The sequence below is a fragment of the Mesorhizobium sp. B2-4-12 genome (assembly GCF_006441575.1).
Taxonomy (GTDB): Bacteria; Pseudomonadota; Alphaproteobacteria; order Rhizobiales; family Rhizobiaceae; genus Mesorhizobium.
On the sequence record NZ_VFVC01000007.1, the window covers coordinates 1 to 17,950 of the forward strand.

The 17,950-nt window shown below is 62.5% G+C and carries 15 protein-coding genes; 2 read left to right on the plus strand and 13 right to left on the minus strand.

The genetic code is table 11. The annotated features are described in order from the left end of the window. Both FJ934_RS06260 and FJ934_RS06265 read right to left on the minus strand, forming a co-directional pair. A partial coding sequence (locus FJ934_RS06260) for a potassium transporter Kup (protein WP_140607849.1) occupies nt 1-1,576 on the minus strand: 1,576 nt, incomplete at its 3' end. Nucleotides 1,577-1,673: 97 nt separating this feature from the next. Then, entirely contained in the window at nt 1,674-2,414 is a 741-nt protein-coding gene (locus FJ934_RS06265; protein ID WP_140607851.1) for a pyridoxine 5'-phosphate synthase, read from the minus strand. 158 nt (nt 2,415-2,572) lie between these two features. Here FJ934_RS06265 and FJ934_RS06270 point away from each other — a divergent pair, with 158 nt between their 5' ends. Further along, entirely contained in the window at nt 2,573-3,001 is a 429-nt protein-coding gene (locus tag FJ934_RS06270; RefSeq protein ID WP_140607853.1) for an STAS/SEC14 domain-containing protein, read from the plus strand. A gap of 31 nt (nt 3,002-3,032) precedes the next feature. Here FJ934_RS06270 and FJ934_RS06275 read toward each other — a convergent pair whose 3' ends face one another. From FJ934_RS06275 to FJ934_RS06315, 9 genes are all read right to left on the minus strand, one after another. Then, nucleotides 3,033-4,160, minus strand: coding sequence for an ATP-dependent RecD-like DNA helicase (locus FJ934_RS06275; protein WP_140607855.1), 1,128 nt, complete (start codon nt 4,158-4,160; stop codon nt 3,033-3,035). Between the two features lie 130 nt (nt 4,161-4,290). Beyond that, complete coding sequence (locus tag FJ934_RS06280) at nt 4,291-4,656, minus strand: nitrile hydratase accessory protein (RefSeq protein ID WP_246671442.1); 366 nt, start codon at nt 4,654-4,656, stop codon at nt 4,291-4,293. After that, nucleotides 4,643-5,302, minus strand: a complete 660-nt coding sequence (gene nthB, locus FJ934_RS06285; RefSeq protein WP_140607857.1) for a nitrile hydratase subunit beta — start codon at nt 5,300-5,302, stop codon at nt 4,643-4,645. Before nthB ends, FJ934_RS06280 begins: the two co-directional genes overlap by 14 nt. Further along, nucleotides 5,299-5,904 carry a nitrile hydratase subunit alpha gene (gene nthA, locus FJ934_RS06290; protein WP_140607859.1) on the minus strand — a complete coding sequence of 202 codons (606 nt, stop codon included), beginning with the start codon at nt 5,902-5,904 and terminating at the stop codon, nt 5,299-5,301. The genes nthB and nthA overlap by 4 nt, the downstream gene beginning before the upstream one ends. 73 nt (nt 5,905-5,977) lie before the next feature. After that, on the minus strand, nt 5,978-9,139 hold the full coding sequence (locus FJ934_RS06295) for an efflux RND transporter permease subunit (RefSeq protein ID WP_140607861.1): 3,162 nt from the start codon (nt 9,137-9,139) through the stop codon (nt 5,978-5,980). Beyond that, nucleotides 9,136-10,461: an efflux RND transporter periplasmic adaptor subunit gene (locus FJ934_RS06300; protein WP_140608132.1), complete on the minus strand. Its 1,326-nt coding sequence runs from the start codon at nt 10,459-10,461 to the stop codon at nt 9,136-9,138. Before FJ934_RS06300 ends, FJ934_RS06295 begins: the two co-directional genes overlap by 4 nt. Before the next feature lie 213 nt (nt 10,462-10,674). Continuing rightward, the gene (locus FJ934_RS06305) at nt 10,675-11,271 is read right to left on the minus strand and encodes a LysE family translocator (RefSeq protein WP_140607863.1); all 597 of its coding nucleotides are present in this window, start codon (nt 11,269-11,271) and stop codon (nt 10,675-10,677) included. 112 nt (nt 11,272-11,383) lie between these two features. Further along, nucleotides 11,384-11,959: an acetolactate synthase small subunit gene (gene ilvN, locus FJ934_RS06310; RefSeq protein WP_013894763.1), complete on the minus strand. Its 576-nt coding sequence runs from the start codon at nt 11,957-11,959 to the stop codon at nt 11,384-11,386. 78 nt (nt 11,960-12,037) lie between these two features. Continuing rightward, nucleotides 12,038-13,819, minus strand: a complete 1,782-nt coding sequence (locus FJ934_RS06315; RefSeq protein WP_140607865.1) for an acetolactate synthase 3 large subunit — start codon at nt 13,817-13,819, stop codon at nt 12,038-12,040. A 442-nt stretch (nt 13,820-14,261) separates the two neighbouring features. On the opposite strand from FJ934_RS06315, the gene FJ934_RS06320 reads away from it, so the two are divergent. After that, entirely contained in the window at nt 14,262-16,064 is a 1,803-nt protein-coding gene (locus FJ934_RS06320; RefSeq protein WP_140607867.1) for an NAD(P)/FAD-dependent oxidoreductase, read from the plus strand. A 49-nt stretch (nt 16,065-16,113) separates the two neighbouring features. On the opposite strand, the gene FJ934_RS06325 is transcribed toward FJ934_RS06320, so the two are convergent. Together FJ934_RS06325 and FJ934_RS06330 are read right to left on the minus strand one after the other, a co-directional pair. Further along, on the minus strand, nt 16,114-16,704 hold the full coding sequence (locus tag FJ934_RS06325; protein WP_140607869.1) for an HD domain-containing protein: 591 nt from the start codon (nt 16,702-16,704) through the stop codon (nt 16,114-16,116). Further along, entirely contained in the window at nt 16,701-17,852 is a 1,152-nt protein-coding gene (locus FJ934_RS06330) for a gamma-butyrobetaine dioxygenase (RefSeq protein ID WP_140607870.1), read from the minus strand. The genes FJ934_RS06325 and FJ934_RS06330 overlap by 4 nt, the downstream gene beginning before the upstream one ends. Between the last annotated feature and the right edge of the window lie 98 nt (nt 17,853-17,950).

A 17,950-nucleotide genomic window follows, 5' to 3' on the forward strand; every position in this document is an offset into this window, starting at 1 on the left:
CCACCGAAAGGATGACATTCTGCTCGTGCAGCACCTTGTAGTGCTTCAGGCTGTGCATCAGCGCGGTCGGCGCGCTGAGCGGATCGCTGGTCAGGAATACGGCCGTGCCGGACACCAGATGCGGCTTCTTTTTCAACAGATTGCCGGCGAGGAAATCGAGTGGGATCTCGTTGCGACGCGTCTTGTCGAAGAGATAACGGCTGCCGCGTATCCACGTCCACATGATCAGCCCCATGAGGCAGGCAACGGTGATCGAAACCCAGCCGCCTTCGAGGATCTTGACGACATTGGCCAGTAAGAAGCCGCTGTCGATGACGCCGAACAGCAAGGTCAGCGCCAAAGCGAGCGCCAGCTTCCATTTCCACATCTTGCGCATCACCACGAACAGCAGGATCGTCGTCATCAGCATTTCGCCGGTCACCGAGATGCCATAGGCGGAGGCCAGCGAGCTCGAACTGCCGAAGCCGACCACCAGCAGCATCACCCCCAACGCGATGAGCAGGTTGACGCGGGGCATATAAATCTGCCCAAGCTGCATTTCGGAGGTATGCTGCACCTCGATGCGTGGCAGAAGGTTGAGCTGCACCGCCTGGCGGGTCAGCGAAAAGGCACCCGAAATGACCGCCTGACTGGCAATGACCGTCGCGGCCGTGGCCAGCCCCACCATCGGCATCAGTGCCCAGTCAGGCAGCATCTGGAAGAATGGATTGGTCGGTTTACCGTTATTGGCGAGCACAAACGCGCCCTGCCCGAAATAGTTGAGCAGCAGGCAGGGGAACACCACGGAAAACCATGCCAGCACGATCGGCTTGCGACCAAAATGGCCAAGATCGACATAGAGCGCCTCGGCCCCGGTCACCGCCAGGAACACCGCGCCGACAGTGACGAAGGCAGCTGTGGGTGTGCTGACGAGATAAGCAACCGCGTAATAGGGATTGATGGCCAGGAGGATCGATGGATCATCCATCAGGTGATAGAGCCCCGCAACACCGATGGCCAGGAACCACAACGCCGTCACCGGCCCGAACACCGCCGCCACCTTTCCGGTGCCGAAGCGTTGCACGGAGAACAGGACGGCCAGGATGAGAAGCGTGATCGGCACGACATAGGCATCTAATGTCGGAGTCACCACTTCGAGGCCTTCGACCGCGGACAGCACCGAGATGGCTGGCGTTATGATCGAATCACCGAAGAACAGCGCCGCCCCGCAAAGGCCGATAGCGAGGATCAGTCGCGCGCCTTTGGGATAGGCGCTGCGCGCCAAGGACATCAGCGAGAGCGTGCCGCCTTCGCCCTTGTTATCGGCACGAAGCACGAAGGCGACATATTTTATGGTCACGATGATCGTCAGCGCCCAGACGATCAGCGACAGCACGCCAAGCACGTGAACCCGTGTATCGATGCCTGGCGAAGCATGGAGCGCCTCGCGGAAGGCGTAAATCGGGCTCGTGCCGATATCGCCATAGACGACGCCGAGCGCGCCCAGCATCAGAACCTTGGTGCTGTGCTGCTCAACCCCGGAATGACTCGATTGCTCGACGGGTTCAGCCTCGCTACCGCGATTGGCAAGGTCCATCGACCACTCCCTGACAAGCTCGGGGCGCTTCATGCATGCTGCGATACGATATCAATTGCACGCCATGGCCGCCAATATCCGCAAAGCGAAGCTACCCCTACCACCCGCAGGCCTTCAGGAACCGACCCACCGTACCGGCCATGCCATACTCCAACGCGTCGGCTGTCAACCCATGTCCTATCGACACTTCGGCCAATGCCGGTATGCGTCGGACAAGGTCAGGCAGATTGCCTACCGTCAGGTCGTGCCCGGCATTGACCTGAAGGCCGGCGGCAAATGCCGTGTCGGCTGTTTTCCCCAATCTTTCCAGCTCCTTGGCCGCCTTTGCGGAATCGGAATGGTAACTGCCATAGGGACCGGTATAGAGTTCGATCCGGTCGGCACCCGTATCACGCGCGGCCGCAATGCCGGCGGGATCGGCATCGGAAAACAGCGACACCCTGAAACCGCCCTTCTTCAGACGCTTGACGATCGGTGACAGGAACGCGGCGTCGGCGACGAAGTTCCAGCCATGGTCGGAGGTTGCCTGCGCCGGATCGTCGGGAACCAGCGTCACCTGCTCGGGTTGGTGCATTTCCACAAGCGCCAGGAAATCCTCGGTTGGATGGCCCTCGATGTTGAATTCCGCCTTGGGGAGCTCATCGTCGATCAGTGCCCTGATCTTGGGCAGGTCGGAACGCCGCGTGTGACGCTCGTCGGGACGCGGATGGACGGTCAGCCCATGGGCTCCAGCCGCAAGCGCGATGCGGCCAAGCCCGATCATATCAGGCCATGGCAGGTCGCGCCGGTTGCGCAGCATGGCGATGGCGTTGAGGTTGACAGAAAGCTTGGCGGGCATGGTTTGGCGTCCGTGAAACAGGCGATCGAGGCGCGCCACGCTCATTCGTTCCGGCACGGCGCATTGAGACGGCGCATCTATAGCGTCTTTGACGGGAACAGATAGGGCCTTTCCGGTGTTCCAGAAGACCAAATACTCCACGAAACGGAGGCACCACCTTGAATTTCCTCCAATCCGTGCCGGCGATCCGCCGCATCGAGACCAGCCGCGACGACCTCTTTGCCATCGATGTGGTCGGCCATGTCTCGGCCGCCGATGCCGAGAACCTGTTCGGCCTGCTGGAGGCGGCCTATTTGCTCCATCCGCGGATCGACGTGGCCGTGCGCATAGTCGATCACGAGGGCGTCGATTGGGCCGATATCTCCGATGAGACCATCAAGAAGGGTGCCGTCCACGCATTGGAACATATTGGCCGTTGCGCTGCGATCGGCGCCCCTGACTGGACGCCGAACGCACGACACGCCTTGCCTGCTTCATCGCCCGTCGAATTCAAGCACTTCGAGCTCGAGGACGAAGCCGCTGCCTGGGAGTGGCTCGGGGCGCGGCCGACGAGTGAGGCGGCGACCGCCGCTCCAGAAAGAGGATGAAACGGTTCTCCCGGCTACCCGCCAACCCCCTCTACCTGACAATGGTCAGCCGTTCGGCGGCCCGTGTAATCGCCGTATAAAGCCAGCGCTGGCGCGTTTCCTTGAAGGCCCAGCTTTCGTCGAACAGCACGATCTCGTTCCACTGCGAGCCCTGCGCCTTGTGCACCGTCAGCGCATAACCATAGTCGAAATCGTCGAAGCGCTTCTTCTGCTGCCAGGGGATGTCGGCGTCCGGATCCTCGAACGCCGCCTTGAGCAGCTTGATCTTGGCGACGCCGCGGTCCGGATCGTCCTCTTCCGGCGACACCAGAAGATTGATGCCGGGCTTCACCGTCTCGCGCGATGAAGTCATCACTTTCCAAAGCGACCCGTTGAGCAGCCCCTTGGCGGGATCGTTGCGCAGGCACACCAGCTTGTCGCCAGCCTGCGGATAATCGGCGTTGAACCCCTTGAGTTCACGCAGACGCTGGTTGTAGCGGCGGCGCGTCCGGTTGGTGCCGACCAGCACCTGGTCGGCCTTCAGCACCAGTTCCTGGTTGACGTCTTCCTTGCCGATCACCTGCGCCGTGCCATAGTCGCCGCGCATGAATTCGCGCCCCTCGCGCACGTCGAGCGCCAGCCGCAGGATCGGATTGTCGCGCGCCTGCCGGTGGATTTCGGTGAGCAGGAAGTCCGGCTCGTGATCGGTGAAGAAGCCGCCGCCCGAGATCGGCGGCAACTGGCCCGGGTCACCCAGCACCAGGATAGGCGTGCCGAAACTCATCAGGTCACGGCCAAGCTGCTCATCGACCATCGAGCACTCGTCGATGATGACCAGCTTGGCGCGCGAGATCGGACTTTGCCGGTTGAGCGAAAAGGTCGGTGACATCGAGGTCTTGCCAGTGACTTCGTCCTCGACCGACTCCTCGCCCTTGGGCCTGTAGATCAGCGAATGGATGGTGCGGGCGTTGACCGCTCCCTTGGAACGCAGCACCTGCGCGGCCTTGCCGGTGAAGGCGGCGAACTGCACCTGTCCGTCGACATGTTCGGCAAAATAGCGCGCCAGCGTCGTCTTGCCGGTGCCGGCGTAGCCGAACAGCCGGAACAGCTGCGGCTGGCCGGCCTTGAGCCAGCGGGCGACCGCTTGCAGCGCCTCATCCTGTTGCGGTGAAAATTCCATCGGATCGTGTGACCGGATTCGCGAGGCAAGACAAGATAGCCGCCACACCATCGCTATTATCGGCGGCGAGCTCCCCATGGCCAGCCTATCAGCCACAATTGAGAACGTAAAGGGAACACGCTCCGCGTGATCACCTGGAAGCGTGCGGATCGTTCTCCAGCAGGATCGGCTTGCCATGCGGTGTGGCATGCGCGGCGCGTTCCCAGGCTGCCGCCATCGCATCGACATCGGGCTTGGCGGCCAGTCCCTTGGACGCAAGCAGGCTTTCCAGCGCCGCCAGCCAATGCTCGTAATAGTCATGGCCGTCCGCCGCCGCGCCCGGCTTCTTCACCTCGGCCGACAGCGCCTGTGCCCACTCGCCCCACGAAAACAGGCCCTTGTCGTGCAGCGCCACCGTCATGGCGAAGGCCTCGGCCTGCCAGGGTTCGGCGAAAACGGGCGCGTCGAAACCGGCGGGCAGATCGTTGGCCGGCATGGTCGCCTCAGGCCGGCTCAAGATAGCTCTCCCAGGCGTCGATGGAGACAGTCAGGGTCGGGTCGGCGCCCTCGCCCCAGATCTCCCCACCTTCGAAAACCACCGTATAGACCCATTGCGGATTCTCGCCCTGCCCATGCGCGTTGGTGTCGGGGAAGACGAAGCCGTCATGCACCGCCTCCACGAAGCCCTGTTTGTCACGCGCATAGCGCGGCAGCCTGGTGTGGCCGGCCGGATTGAAATTCTTCGTCCGCACGACATCGCCGGCCTTGAAGCGCGGCGCTACCGCGACCGCGCGGTTGCAAGGCCCGCCCTTGGCCAGCACGGCAGGCACATCGGCTGCCTTCAGCACCTTTTTCGGGGTTGCCGCCGCATCGAGCGCCTCGCCCGCCCTGAGGTCGCGGTCACTGATGAACCCGTGTCGCTTGAGCAGGGTCTCCAGCGCCTTGATCCAGATCTGATAGTAGCTTGAAGCATAATAATCGGCCGGGTGCAGCGATTCCCGCGCGTGCCGGCTCTCGTCGATGTTCCACGCGCCCATGGCGCCGGCGCAGAGCGTCACGCCGAGCGCCCGCCTTTCCCAATCGGCATGGAAATACGGCTCATCCTTTTCGGGCGCCACCGGCCCGAACCCCATTTGTCCGCCGAGATCCTGCGGCCCGTTCATGCGGGCTCCCTCGCCTGCGCCGTGCCGATCATCGCATCCCGGCTCACCAGCTCGGCGAGCTGTTTCTCGCTCCAGCCTTCGGTGCCGTCCGGCCGCATCGGCACCACGAGATAGCGCAGCTCCGCGGTCGAATCCCAGACGCGTATCTTTGTTGCGGATGGCAACGTCAGCCCGAATTCCTCGAGCACGCCGCGCGGATCGATCACCGCGCGCGACCGATAGGGCGGCGCCTTGTACCAGACCGGCGGCAGGCCGAGCACCGACCAGGGATAGCAGGAGCACAGCGTGCAGACGACGAGGTTGTGGGTGTCCTCCGTATTGAAGACAGCCTGCATGTGTTCGCCTTGCCGCCCGGTGTAGGAGAGCGATGCGATCGCCGCGGTTGCGTCGCTTTTCAGCCAGGCGGCGAACTCAGGGTCGGTCCAGGCCCTGGCCACCACCCTGGCGCCGTTGCGCGGACCGATCTTGGTCTCGTAGGTGTCGACGATGACGTCGATCGCGGCGGGGCCGATCAGACCCTTGCGGGTCAGGATGGTTTCCAGCGCCCGAACCCGGGCAGCAAACGGATCGAGTTCGTTGTCGTGGTCATGATCATGGGACATGGCGACAAATTACGGCTCCGGTCCGCCGGCCGCAAGCAAGACGGCTTGGGCCAGCGGGTACGGAGCGAACTCTTTATTCCGCGGCCGCCTTTTGCGGCTCGCCTTGCGTCTCGTCGTCGGCGTCGAACAGCGAGGGCTGATCCCCTGATTCGACCAGGCGCAACTCGGCCTTGCGCTTCGGCATGAGCCCGAGCAGCCAGCCCGAGAAATTCTCCATGTAGACGTAGATCACGGGTGTCACGAACAGCGTCAGCGCCTGCGAAGCAAGCAGGCCGCCGACAACCGCAACGCCCAGCGGCTGGCGCAATTCGGCGCTGGCGCCGGTGCCAAGCGCGATCGGGAACGTGCCCATAAGTGCTGCCAGCGTCGTCATCATGATCGGCCTGAAACGCATAAGACAGGCCTTGTGGATGGAATCCCTGGCTGACATGCCTTCACGTCGAAGCTCCAGCGCCACGTCGACCATCATGATGCCGTTCTTCTTGACGATGCCGATCAGCATCAGGATGCCGATCACCGCGATGACAGATAGGTCCATGCCGGCGAAGCGCAACGCAACGAGCGCTCCCAGCACCGCTGATGGCAGGCCGGTGAGAATGGTGAGCGGGTGGATGAAGCTTTCGTACAGAATGCCGAGCACGATGTAGATGGTCAGGATCGCGCCGCCGATCAGCAGGCCTTGGTTGGCAAGTGAATCCTGGAAGGTCTTGGCCGTTCCGGCAAAGGTGGTCGAGATCGCCGTCGGCATCCCGATCTGCTCTTTGAGCGCGTTGATGCGCGTCACGCTGTCGCCGAGCGCCACGCCTTGCGGCAGGTTGTAGGAAATCGTCACGGCCGGAAGCTGGCCGAGCTGGTTGACCGTCAACGCACCGGCCGTGCGGTCCACCCGGGCGAAGGCGCCAAGCGGCACCAGAGAGCCGCTGGCCGTCCTCATCTGGATGGCGAGCATGCGCTCGGGCGACCATTCGATCTTGGGATCGAGCTCGGTGATGACTTCGTAGCTGTCGGCCGAGCCGAAGATCGTCGAAACCTGGTCGGTGCCGAACCCGCCATAGAGGGCGGAGCGCAGGGTGTCGGTATCGATGCCGAGCTGGGCGGCCTTGTCGCGATCCACCACCAGGGACGCCTGCAGCGCATTGTTCTGCAGGTCGCTGGTTACGTCGGTGAAGGTCGTGTGGTCGGCCGCCATCGCGTCATTCAGTTTCTGCGCCCAGATATCGGTCTGGCCGGTATCGAGGCCCTGAACCACAAGCTGATAAGCGCTGGCCGACGAGCGCGAACCGAGCCTCAGGTTCTGCACCGGCTGCATGTAGGTCTCGATACCTGCCACGCCGGCCAGCTGCTTGCGCAGATCCGAAAGCACCTTTTCAATGTTCGGCCGCTGGTCCTTGCCCTTGAGCTGGACGAAAAGCTGCCCCTGGTTGAGCGCATTGTTGCCGCTGCCGGCCGACCACGCCACATGGTCGACATAGGGCGAATGCGAGAAGACGCTGGCCACCTGCCCTTGCAGCTTGGCCATGGCATCGAACGAGATGTCCTGGCGCGCGATGGTCGTCACCGATATCTGGCCGATGTCCTCCTGCGGGAAGAAGCCTTTCGGCGAGATCTGGACCAGCCATACCGACGCCGCCGCGGTGCCGATGAAGATGAGGAATACCAGGAAGGTGTGCCGCAGGCAGAAGCTCAAGAGCCAGTCGTAGCTGCGTGTGACGAGATCGCGCCTGTGGCCAGCGCTGTGCGCCTCGCGATCGGCCTTGGTCACCGACAGCAACCGCGAACACAGCATCGGCGTCAGCGTCAGCGACACGAACATCGACGCCAGGATGGCGACCGTCACCACGACGGCGAACTCGTTGAAGATGCGCCCGATCACGCCGCCCATGAGAAGCACGGGAATGAACACCGCCACCAGCGAGATCGAGATCGAGATGATGGTGAAGCCGATTTCGCGCGCGCCCTTCAGCGACGCGTCGAAGGCCGACAGCCCATCCTCTTCCATGTGGCGGAAGATATTTTCCAGCATCACGATGGCATCGTCGACGACAAGGCCGACGGCGAGCGTCAGGCCCATCAGCGATATGTTGTCGATGGAAAAGCCGAACAGGAACATCGCGCCGAGCGTGGCGATCAGCGAGATCGGCACCGCCACGGCCGGGATGATGGTGGCCGTCACCCGGCGCAGGAACACGAAGATCACCATGACCACCAGCGCGATGGTCAACAGCAGTGTGAACTGGACGTCGTTGACGGCCTGGCGGATCGAGGTCGAACGGTCATTGAGCAATTTGATGTTGGCGGCGGCCGGCAGCTGGTCCTGGAAGGACGGCAACATAGCCTTGACTCTGTCGACGACGTCGACCGTGTTGGCGTCGGGCTGGCGCTGCACCGCCATGATGATCGCGCGGGTACCATCGTACCAGCTTGCCGTCGTCGTGGTCTGCACCGAATCGACGACGCGCGTCACCTCCCCCAGCCGCACCGGGTGACCGTTCTTGGTGGCGATGATGAGGTTGGAAAATCCCGCTGCGTTGGTCAGCTGCGTGTTTGCGGTGATGGTGAGCTGCTGCTTGTTGTTCTGCAGCACGCCGAGCGGCGTGTTGCTGTTGGCCGACGAGATCGCCGCCTGCAGCTGGTCGATCGAGATGCCGCGCGCGGCGAGCGCGATCGGATCGATCTGGATGCGCACGGCATATTTCTGCTGGCCGAAGATCGAGACCTGCGCCACCCCGTCGATGGTCGACAGCGATGGTGAGATGACGTTTTCCGCGAAAGCGTCGAGATCGGTCAGCGGAACCGTGTCGCTGACCAGCGACATCAAGAGGATCGGCGCGTCGGCTGGATTGACCTTGCGATAGCTCGGCGGCGAGGTCATCTGCGGCGGCAATGATTTCTGCGTGCGCGCGATCGCCGCCTGAACGTCCGCCGCGGCCGCGTCGATGTTGCGGTTGAGCACGAACTGGATGGCGATCGAGGTCTGGCCGAGCGAGTTCGTGGTCGAAATGGAATCGATGCCGGCGATGGTCGCGAACTGCTTGATCAGCGGCGTCGCCACCGATGTCGCCATGGTTTCCGGTGAGGCGCCGGGCAATTGGGCCGAGACGTTGACCACCGGGAATTCGGCGCTGGGCAGCGCCGCCACAGGCAGGAACTTGTAGGCAAACAGTCCGCCCAGAATGAGGGCGAACGACATCAGAAGGGTGGCGACGGGCCTGCGGATGCAGAATTCGGAAATCATTGGGCCGCCTCGCCGGCCTTGCCGGCTTGCGCGACCTTGGCTGAGGCCTGGTCGCCGGACCCGGCCGCCGCCTTGCCTTCATGCACCGCGGCACCATTCTTCAATCGCGTCTGGCCTTCGACAACGACCTTCTCGCCGCTTTTCACACCATCGCTGATGGCGCTGCTCTGGCCAACGGTCAGCGCCACCTGCACCGGTCGCATCTCGACCGTGTTGTCCGGCTTGACCACATAGACGAACGGTCCCTTCTGGCTGGGCTGTACCGCGACGGTCGGAACGGATGTCATGTGCGGCATGATGCCGGCTTCCAGGACGACATTTACATACTGGCCGGGCCACAGTGAAAGATCGGCGTTTGGAATGCTGGCCCGCGTGGCGATCGTGCCAGACGCGGTATCGACGCTGGAATCGACGAAGTCGAGCGTGCCCTTGCCGATCGGCTTCGGGTCGTCGTCCTTGGTCAGGGTCACCGCCCCTTGCTGCGGATCAGCGAGCGCCTTGTGCAGCAGTGCCAGATTGCTTTCCGGCAGATTGAAGTTCACTTGCAGCGGGTCGATCTGGGTGATGGTGACGAGCGGGGTCGCCGTGCTGCTGTTGCCATTGCTGACGGTGACGAGATCGCCGACGGCGACGTTGACCGCGCCCAGCCTGCCGGCGATCGGCGCCGTGATCGTGGCATAGCTCAGTTGGACGGTATCGGCGTCGATCGTTGCCTTGTCGGCATCGATGGTTGCGGTCGCCGCTTTCTGCGCCGCCAGCGCCTGGTCATAGGTCTGCTGCGTGCCGGCCTGCTTGGCCACGAGATCCTTGGCGCGCGAGAGATCGGCCGTGGCGCTGGTCAGCATGGCCTGGTCCTTGGCGAGCGTCGCCTGGTCCTTGGCAAGCTGCGCCTTCAGCGCCCGGTCGTCGAGCGAAAACAGGACGTCGCCGGCCTTCACCATCTGCCCGTCCTTGACCTCGATCGACACGATCTGGCTGGAGACGCGCGCGTTTATGTTGACCACGGCGGGAGAGGAGACGAAGCCGATGGCATAACGCCGGATCGGGAAATCAGCCGTCGTCGCGGTCGCAGAAACGATCGAGGCCGAGCGGGCGCCATTGCCGCCGGCCGCCTGTTTGTCCGTTGCCCCCTTGTCTGCTGCTGTCTTGTCGGCTGCTGTCTTGTCGGCTGTCTGCGTGCCGGTTGCCGCCTTGTCCGCTACCGCGGCCTGCTTTGCGCCGATGAACTGCTCGACCTTGCCCAGCGTATCGGGAGACACATAGAGCCAGGCCGCGCCTGCACAGGCGGCTGCCAGCAATGAAAGAATGACTTTTCCACGCATCGTCAAGGGTCCGCTCCGTCCGACACGCCATAGCCAGGTGGTCGTATTCTAGCTCATTTCACGGCACCCTGCCGCAATTTCGCTGAATAGATAGGACACGCGTTGGGCGGAAAAGGGCCAAAACACGGCATTACGAAGATTTAATGTGCACTGCACAATCGCTGTGCAGGCTGCCGCATCCGCGGATCAGGGTCTATCGACCCCCGGATTGTGCTACCGCAGCATCAGCCACAGCGTCGCCGCCAGCAGCACGCCCATGGCGATGTTGAACCATTTCAGCCGCGCCGGATCCGACAGGAAACCGCGCAACGCCGTACCGAAGCCTGCCCACACCGAGACGCTCGGCAGATTGACGATGGTGAAGGCTACAGAGATCAGCACCACAGACAGGAATGGGTGCTCCGGATTGCTGTAGACGGCCATGGCGGTGATCGCCATCACCCAGGCCTTGGGATTGACCCACTGGAACGCCGCCGCATCGATGAAACGCATCGGCTGCCCCTTTGCCTCTCCCTTGCCGCTGAGCGAACGCGACATGGCAATCTTCCAGGCAAGGTAGAGCAGATAGACGGCGCCCGCGATCTTCAGCGCGGTGTGCAGTGCGGGAAACGCCGTCAGCAGCGCGCCAAGACCAAGGCCCACGGCAAGCAGCAGGACAAGAAAGCCGATGCTGATGCCAAGCATATGCGGCACGCTCCTGACCAGGCCGAAATTCACGCCCGAAGCCAGCAACATGAGATTGTTCGGCCCCGGCGTGATCGAGGTCACGAAGGCGTAGACCAGCAGAGCGAGGAATGCGTCGAGGGACATCGGGATCACAAGGTCTGCAATGTTTACTCTTGTCGGCTGCCTCGCAAAGGCCAGCCGCCGGGCGGTGGCAAGCCATGCTTTTCAGCAAAGGCGTTTCCGGCTACCGCGCGCCCTACATGCCTTGCGGGCCGCGATTCATCGCCGCCACGCCGGTGCGGCAGATTTCGACCAGGCCGAGCGGCTTCATGATGGCGATGAACTGGTCGAGCTTGGAGCCTTTGCCGGTGATCTCAAAGATGAAATGCTCGGTGTTGGCGTCGATGACGCTGGCGCGGAAGGCGTCGGCCAGCCGCAGAGCCTCGACGCGGGCCTCGCCGGTGCCGGCAACCTTGACCAGCGCCAGTTCCCGCTCCAGCGGCCGCTCCTGGCCGAATTCGTGCGACCGCACGGTGAGATCGACCACGCGGTGGACCGGCACGATGCGCTCGAGCTGGTGCTTGATCTGCTCCAGCACATGCGGCGTGCCGCGCGTCACGATGGTGATGCGCGACAGATGCTTCTCATGCTCGGTCTCGGAGACGGTCAGGCTCTCGATGTTGTAGCCGCGCCCGGAAAACAGGCCGATGACCCGGGCAAGAACGCCTGGTTCATTGTCGACCAGCACGGAAAGCGTGTGGTTTTCCGGCCGCTCCGTCTCCTTGGCGATGAAGTAGGCGGAACCGGTGGGTTGAAGGTGCTGTGCGTTCATGACCTGGATCTCAAATTCTTGATCTAATTATTTGTTTGCGCACGGCCTCTTTCGACAAGCCCTGCCCTGGCTCGTCGTCTACACCAGTTCCCTGCCCTTGGCATCGATGGCGTTGGCCACGGCCTCGTCGGTCGCCTCGTCCGGCAGCAGCATCTCGTTATGAGCTTTGCCCGAGGGGATCATCGGGAAGCAATTGGCGAGGTTCGCCACGCGGCAGTCGAACAGCACCGGCTTCCTGACCGAAATCATTTCCTTGATGGCGTCATCCAGCTCGTCCGGCTTCTCGCAGCGGATGCCGTGGCCGCCATAGGCTTCGGCCAGCTTGACGAAGTCCGGCATCGCCTCGGTATAGGAATGCGACAGCCGGTTGCCGTGCAGCAGCTGCTGCCACTGGCGCACCATGCCCATATATTGGTTGTTGAGGATGAAGATCTTGATCGGCGCGTCATACTGCACCGCCGCACTCATCTCCTGCATCGTCATCTGCACCGAGGCGTCGCCGGCGATGTCGATCACCAGCGCGTCGGGATGCGCGATCTGCACGCCGAGTGCGGCAGGCAGGCCGTAACCCATCGTGCCCAGTCCGCCGGACGTCATCCAGCGGTTCGGCTTCTCGAAATGATAGTGCTGCGCCGCCCACATCTGATGCTGGCCGACCTCGGTGGTGATGTAGGTGTCCCTGTCCTTGGTCAGTTCGTAGAGCCGCTGGATGGCGTATTGCGGCATGATCACGTCGTGGTTCATCTTGAACGCCAGCGAGTCGCGCCCGCGCCATTTGGCGATCTGCTCCCACCAGGGATAAAGCGCCTTCTTGTCGGTCTTGGCGGTCGCCCGCCACAGCCGCACCATGTCCTCCAGCACGCGGCCGACATCGCCGATAACAGGAACATCGGCATGAACGTTCTTGTTGATTGACGACGGATCGATGTCGATGTGGATCTTTTTCGAGTTCGGCGAAAACGCGTTGAGCCGCCCGGTGATGCGGTCGTCGAAACGGGCGCCGATACAGACCATCACGTCGCAGTCGTGCATGGCCATATTGGCCTCGTAGGTGCCGTGCATGCCCAGCATGCCGACCCAGTTCTTGCCCGATGCCGGATAGGCGCCGAGCCCCATCAGCGTCGAGGTGATCGGGAAGCCGGTGAGGTCGACCAGTTCGCGCAGCAGGTGGCTCGCTTCCGGGCCGGAATTGACGACACCGCCGCCCGAATAGATGATCGGCTTCTTGGCACCGGCCATCAGTTCGACCGCCGCCTTGATCTTCTCCAGGTCACCCTGGACCTTCGGCTGGTAGCTGGTGCGCGGCGCGATCTGCGGCGGGACATAAAACCCCTTGGCGAACTGCACGTCCTTCGGAATGTCGACCACCACAGGACCGGGACGGCCGGTCGTGGCGACATGGAAGGCCTCGTGGATGGTCGCGGCGAGGTCATTGACGTCCTTCACCAGCCAGTTGTGCTTGGTGCAGGGGCGCGTGATGCCGACCGTGTCGCACTCCTGGAACGCATCGGAGCCGATCAAGGAGGTCGGCACCTGCCCCGTCAGGCAGACCAGCGGAATCGAATCCATCAGCGCGTCCTGCAGCGGCGTCACCGCATTGGTGGCGCCGGGCCCGGAGGTCACCAGCATCACGCCGGCCTTTCCGGTCGAACGGGCATAGCCCTCGGCGGCGTGGCCGGCACCCTGTTCGTGCCTGACCAGAATGTGCTCGACCTCGTCCTGCTGGAAAATCTCGTCGTAGATCGGAAGGACCGCGCCGCCGGGATAACCGAAGACATGCTTGACGCCATTGTCCTTCAGCGCCTGCACCACCATTTCGGCGCCCGTCATTTCACGTCGCCCGTTCTGTCCATTGCTCATCGGTCTGGTCCCGTACTGTCCGCCATCTGGCGTTTGCTGGTCGTTTAGTCGTGTTTCAGGCAATAAAAAAGGCCCCCGAGGGAGCCTGTGTGTTGCGCATGGGAGGTTTTCGCCCGGCGGTTACACCGCCTTGCCCACGCGCCTTCCTACGAGAATGAGTGCCTTTTTCATGGTGGCGGACAATAGGATTGGTTCCACGCCGCTGTCAACGGCGAATGTGAATGGCATGAACGCGAATGAGCGGCGGGCTTACGGTCGGACGGCGTGATCAGTCGTCACGAGACAAATACCCGGTCGGGTTTCGGTAAACCATTGAAAACATGCCAAACTATTGGAGGGCGTGACGCAGCGAAGCTTTTGACGGGATACTTTGTCCATGTTGGACCGCCCCACCCGGCCACAATAGCTCGACCAAGAAGCGTTTCGAATCCGGAGGAAATTCATGCTCGACAAAGCCCCCAACAAAAAGCTTTCCGACCTGCTTGATGCGTTCGGTGGCGCTCTTGCCGCCGGCGACATAGACAAGGCGGTCGGCTGTTTCCAGGAAGACTGCTATTGGCGCGACCTCGTCACCTTCACCTGGAACATCAAGACCATGGAAGGCCGTGACCAGGTCCGCGACATGCTGAATAGCCAGTTGTCGAGGACGAAACCCTCGCACTTCGCCCTCGCCGAGGGCGAGGATGCGACCGAGAGCGGTGGAGTGATCGACGGCTGGATCAGCTTCGAGACCGAGGTTGCGCGCGGTTTTGGCCATATCAGGCTGAAGGACGGCAAGATCTGGACGCTGCTGACCACCATGGTCGAACTGAAAGGCCATGAGGAGCCGGCGGGTTTCGCGCGGCCGATGGGCGCCAAGCATGGCTCCGGCAAGAACCGCCCAACCTGGAAGGAAGAACGCGAGAAGGAAGCGGCGGAACTCGGCTTCAAGACACAGCCCTACACGGTGATCATCGGCGGCGGCCAGGGCGGCATCGCGCTTGGTGCGCGCCTGCGGCAGCTCGGCGTGCCGACCATCATCATCGAGAAGAACGAACGCGCCGGCGACAGCTGGCGCAAGCGCTACAAGTCGCTCTGCCTGCACGATCCGGTCTGGTACGACCATCTGCCCTATATCGATTTCCCCAGAAACTGGCCGGTGTTCTCGCCCAAGGACAAGATCGGCGACTGGCTGGAAATGTACACCAAGGTGATGGAGCTGAATTACTGGTCGTCGACAGAGGCCAAGAGTGCGTCCTACGACGACAAGGAAAAGGAATGGACTGTCGTGGTGCACCGCGACGGCAAGGACATCACCTTGAAACCGAAGCAGTTGGTGCTGGCCACCGGGCAGGCCGGCAAAGCAAACCTGCCCAAATTCAAGGGTATGGAAAATTTCAAGGGCGACCAGCACCACTCCTCGCAACATCCCGGTGCCGATGCCTATGCCGGCAAGAAGGCGGTGGTTATCGGTTCGAACAATTCCGCCCACGACATATCAGCGGCACTTTGGGAAGCGGGCGCTGACGTGACCATGGTGCAGCGCTCGAGCACCCATATCTCCAGGTCCGACACGCTGATGGAAATCGGGCTGGGTTCCCTCTATTCGGAACAAGCGGTGCAAAACGGCATCACCACCGCCAAAGCCGACCTGATCTTCGCCTCCCTGCCCTACAAGATCCTGCATGAATTCCAGATCCCGGCCTATGCCGAGATGAAGAAACGCGACGCGGCCTTTTACGAGGGGCTCGACAAGGCCGGCTTCATGCTCGACTGGGGCGATGACGAGTCTGGCCTGTTCATGAAGTACCTCAGGCGCGGCTCCGGCTACTATATAGACGTCGGCGCCTCGCAGTTGATCATCGACGGGTCGATCAAGCTGAAGAGCGGTGTCGACGTGAAGGAGATCAAGGAGCATTCGGTGCTGCTTGGCGATGGCACGGAACTGCCCGCCGATCTCATCGTGTACGCGACCGGCTATGGTTCGATGAACGGCTGGGCGGCCGACCTGATCTCGCGTGAAACCGCCGACAGGGTCGGCAAATGCTGGGGCCTCGGTTCGAACACCACCAAGGACCCCGGCCCGTGGGAAGGCGAACTGCGCAACATGTGGAAGCCGACCCAGCAAGAGGCGCTGTGGTTCCACGGCGGCAATCTGCACCAGTCACGGCACTATTCGCAGTTCCTGTCGCTGCAGCTGAAAGCCAGGCAAGTCGGTGTGCCGACGCCGGTCTACGGGTTGCAGGAAGTCCACCACAAGGGCTGAAGCAAAGAGGTGGAGTGGGACGGAAGCCCGGTTGAGTCGGGCTTCGTCCTTATGTCGCCCCTTGGGACGCGAACTTTTCCACGACGCGCTGCAGCAAAGGCACATAGTCGCGAAACGCCCGCGTCTTCATATTGGCGATCTTGCCGCCCTCGTCCCAGATGCGAACCCTCACCGCTTCCTCATGGAACGGGTTGCTGCGGAACTCGGCCACCTCCTCGGCACTCATCGGTCCGCCCTGCAGAGACAGCGTATGCACCGAAGCCGGCGACAGCTTGGAGAAATAGGTCGGGTCGGTGGCGCAGAGATAACGCTTGGCCGCGACGTGCAGCCTCACGCACTCGACGACGACAGGCGGGAAGAACGGCGCCAGCACCTCGCCGCCGGCCTCGTCATGATGCTTGTCCTCGACATCGTCGGGTGAATAGGCGCCGAACTCGCTGGTGTAGTGGCCGATGTCGTGCAGCAGGGCGGCGGCCACCAGCACCTCGGGCGCTCCATCCTGCTCCGCCAGCCAGGCGCCCTGCAGCATGTGTTCGGACATTGTCACCGGCTCGCCGAGATAGGATTCCGCACCCCGGCGCTCGAAAATGTCGGCGATGAATTCGACGATATTGCCCGCGTTCAGATCCTGGCCGCTCATTCCGCGGCCTCCTTGAAGCCGTGCTCGATCGCCGCCAGCGTCGACAACAGGCCGTCCTTGTCGGCGTAGCATCCCTGCAGCCAGCGCTTGCCTGTGCCGGAAAACGCCTTGCGCGCATGCATGACCCGTGTGTTGTCGACGATGAACGCCTGGCCCGCTTCCAGCTTGAAGGTCACTTCGAAGGACGGATCCTCGATCAGCTCGGCGAACCGGCGATAGGCGCCATAGTAGGCGTCCATGTCGGCGAACGGCACGTCGACGACAGGCGCCAGCGAACGGTTGTTGAAGCGGATGCAGATCAACTCGCCATCCGGTCCAAGCTCGATCATCGGACGCTTGGATTGCAGCCGCACGCCGGATGAGCCGGCATATTCGAAGCGCGCCGGACAGGAACTCAACAGCCGGAAGCCTTCAGGGTTCTCGGTCTGCAGCGCCGCCGCGACGGCAAAACCGTCGACAACGCTGGATTCCCCACCCTCCACTGTATTCTCGATGCAGGAAAGGATCTGCAGGGTCGGCACGGGATCGCGATAGGGGTTATCCGTATGCGCCTGGAGGCCGAGATTGGTGTAGGCGAGATTGTTGGGATTGACCTCGGCGCGCACTTCGAACCAGCGGCCGTAATTGGTCTCCCTGATATAGCCGAACAGATCGGAGACCTTGCACAATGCCCCGGATTCCGCTGGCAGGCCGTCCATCACGGCAAAGCCATAGGTCCTCACCGCCGAAAGCCACTCGCGCAGGACGGTACGGTCATGGCTGGCAGCAGCGTAGCCGGCGCGTGGAACCGAGTTCTGCACGCTGGCCTTGGTCCAGCGCACAATATCCTCTCCGGTCCAGCCAGCCCCGCGCGCCGTATCGCGATCGTAGGCATTGGCGCTCAACCAGGCAGCCGGAAAGCTGACGGTCTTCTGCTCCGGCACGAAGCTGATCTCGAGGGCATCGCCCATGATCGCGGCCGCACCGATCTTCGTGTCGGCCGGAATGTCCAGGATGGTGATCAGGCGCTGGCCGTTGCCGGCGCTGCGCGTCTTGTCGTCCAGCGCATTGTCGCGCAGCCACATGGCATGAAAGCGGGTGTGCCTCCCGTCCTGCCAGCCAAGTTCGATTGTTCTGCCGTCGTCGCCAACCAGCGCGTGGGTCAACATGGAAATACTGTTCCTGTCCGTTACGGCCCACGGGCCGATCCGTGGGTTTCGAATGCATGTTGACCGCGCGAACGGCATAACTCAAATTATCGTTTTTT

Bases quoted from the DNA above. Each gene is read 5' to 3' on its own strand.
- FJ934_RS06275 (WP_140607855.1), bottom strand. From the start codon at position 4,160: ATGGAATTTTCACCGCAACAGGATGAGGCGCTGCAAGCGGTCGCCCGC.
- FJ934_RS06300 (WP_140608132.1), bottom strand. From the start codon at position 10,461: ATGCGTGGAAAAGTCATTCTTTCATTGCTGGCAGCCGCCTGTGCAGGC.
- FJ934_RS06295 (WP_140607861.1), bottom strand. From the start codon at position 9,139: ATGATTTCCGAATTCTGCATCCGCAGGCCCGTCGCCACCCTTCTGATG.
- FJ934_RS06320 (WP_140607867.1), top strand. From the start codon at position 14,262: ATGCTCGACAAAGCCCCCAACAAAAAGCTTTCCGACCTGCTTGATGCG.
- FJ934_RS06330 (WP_140607870.1), bottom strand. From the start codon at position 17,852: ATGTTGACCCACGCGCTGGTTGGCGACGACGGCAGAACAATCGAACTT.
- FJ934_RS06265 (WP_140607851.1), bottom strand. From the start codon at position 2,414: ATGCCCGCCAAGCTTTCTGTCAACCTCAACGCCATCGCCATGCTGCGC.
- nthB (WP_140607857.1), bottom strand. From the start codon at position 5,302: ATGAACGGGCCGCAGGATCTCGGCGGACAAATGGGGTTCGGGCCGGTG.
- ilvN (WP_013894763.1), bottom strand. From the start codon at position 11,959: ATGAACGCACAGCACCTTCAACCCACCGGTTCCGCCTACTTCATCGCC.
- nthA (WP_140607859.1), bottom strand. From the start codon at position 5,904: ATGTCCCATGATCATGACCACGACAACGAACTCGATCCGTTTGCTGCC.
- FJ934_RS06325 (WP_140607869.1), bottom strand. From the start codon at position 16,704: ATGAGCGGCCAGGATCTGAACGCGGGCAATATCGTCGAATTCATCGCC.
- FJ934_RS06305 (WP_140607863.1), bottom strand. From the start codon at position 11,271: ATGTCCCTCGACGCATTCCTCGCTCTGCTGGTCTACGCCTTCGTGACC.
- FJ934_RS06315 (WP_140607865.1), bottom strand. From the start codon at position 13,819: ATGAGCAATGGACAGAACGGGCGACGTGAAATGACGGGCGCCGAAATG.